The 1,816-nt window shown below is 62.9% G+C and carries 1 protein-coding gene and 1 pseudogene; both read right to left on the bottom strand.

Annotated elements, in window-relative coordinates:
• Positions 1–822, bottom strand: a pseudogene (locus tag M5B99_RS29465) (type VI secretion protein VasK); the annotation flags it as partial.
• 9 nt (positions 823–831) lie between these two features.
• A partial coding sequence (locus tag M5B99_RS29460; protein WP_248807436.1) for a hypothetical protein occupies positions 832–1,816 on the bottom strand: 985 nt, incomplete at its 5' end.

The raw sequence follows: 1,816 nt of genomic DNA, 5'->3' as shown, positions 1-1,816 counted from the left end.
ATGGGCCATCGTGGTCTGCATCTGGGCGATTCCGGCGTGGCGCAAGGGCGCCAATAAACGCCCCAGGGCCGTTTCCAGCGCCGCTTCGGTGAAGGGCGTGCCCAGTAAGCAGCCGACTGGCTGAGCCTCGCGCTTGGCCTGCGACCATTCACTGGCGCAGACCTGCCACAGGTGCAACGGTAATTCCCAGTGCAGCTCACGGGCCAGAGCCTGCAGGCGACGCACGCCAGTGCGCATCGCGGCGGCATCGCTGCTCTGCTCCTTGTCCAGCGCCCAGACCACCCCGTCCAGGGCGCGCCAGCGGCTCAGGCCGCGCCACTGGGCAAACACGCCTCCCTCCCGTTCGGCCCGCACGCTGCCGCCCCAGAGCAGCACGGTGCGTTGGCCTGCCTGCCACTGTTGTTGGGCCAGACCGGGGGCCATGGCTTCGATCTGCTCGGGTTCGCCGACCACCAGCAACAGGCGAACCTTGCGCCGCCAGAGGGGACCGTACAGCTCGTGGAGGTGAGATTGAACCTGCGCAACCCGATCATCCCGGGGTTCAGGAACGCTGGCCTGTGTAGATTGGGGCGCATCATCCGGCTCAAATCGACCGTAGACCGAATGTCCCCGTTGACTCACCAGCAGATGATAGCCACCGAGCACCATCAGCCCGAGCAACGTCGCGGCAGAGATCACCAGCAACACAATGGTTTGTCTGTCACTGCCGGACGGGATACCCAGCCATTCGGGGAAACGCCAGACCCCGATACCCAGGACTGCCCCCGTCAGCAACAAAGCGCGGACCAGAACACCTGCCTCTACAGAGCGTCGATATTGCATTCGAAATTCCTACTTCGAAAGCGATGGCACAAGCGTTAATACCGTGCTCCAGAGCCCCGCCTCCGCGCAGCTGCCACCACTGAAAATGAACTGCGGCCCAACGCCGCGTTGAAGGCTCTGCGTCGCGGCAGCGATCGCCAGCCACGGTGAAGCGCCACCGGGGTGTCCCAGCAACCTATCCAGGTTGTGAAGTCCCTGGTTGTGCGTCACCGGCATCGGTACTTCAACCAGCACCGTGGCGAGTACAGTCTCACGCGGCGCCTCAATCCCCACCCGCCAGACCTGTTCAATGGATTTCGCCTCCAGCGGCACCCAGTCCAGGGCCTGACGTGCCGCATAGAGCAACGCCTCGGTGGTCAGCCCGCGCTCCTGCTCCGGGCGATGGAGGTAGGCTATCGGCGCCAAGGTGGTTTGCGTCAGACGGTTGCCAAACAACAGTCCAACGGCGACTTCCGCCGTACCTTCGGGCTGTTGCGGCGCAAACTGCAACGCCACCACCAGGAGCAACGCCTGATCGGTAATACGCTGATCAAGCCACTGGTCTACTGCGTCCAACCCACGGCCTTCGACGGGAACTATCGATTGGCGGATATCGGAGTCTGCCCACGCCTGTTGCCATAACCGGCGCCATTGGGGCTCGGGCAAACTGCTGTCGATCTCCAGCAGCAAGGCTAATTCTCTATCGTCAGGCAATTGCGCCAGGGTGGGTGACAGGTCGGCGAGCACCTGTTGCAATACCCGCAACAATGCCAGCTCGATGTTTTCATCCAGATCGCCAGATAAGCGGCTATGACCCAACGTTGCTCGGTCCAATCTGGACGGCTGAGGTTTTAGGGCTTTGGTCCCGCTCAGTAGGGCATCCAGTTGGGTGGTTGGCCCCTCCCCTGGCGCTCGCAAGGCGGTGTATAGACTCACACCCAACACTTGTTGAGAACGCCGACCACGGCGAATCCTGCGGGCCAGGTCCTCCTCGCGGGCTTCATCCCAGCCATCA

This window comes from Pseudomonas sp. MWU13-2100 (genome assembly GCF_023242365.1).
GTDB lineage: Bacteria > Pseudomonadota > Gammaproteobacteria > Pseudomonadales > Pseudomonadaceae > Aquipseudomonas.
The sequence above is the reverse complement of the archived record's forward strand: the minus strand, read 5'-3'. Positions and strand labels throughout refer to the sequence as shown.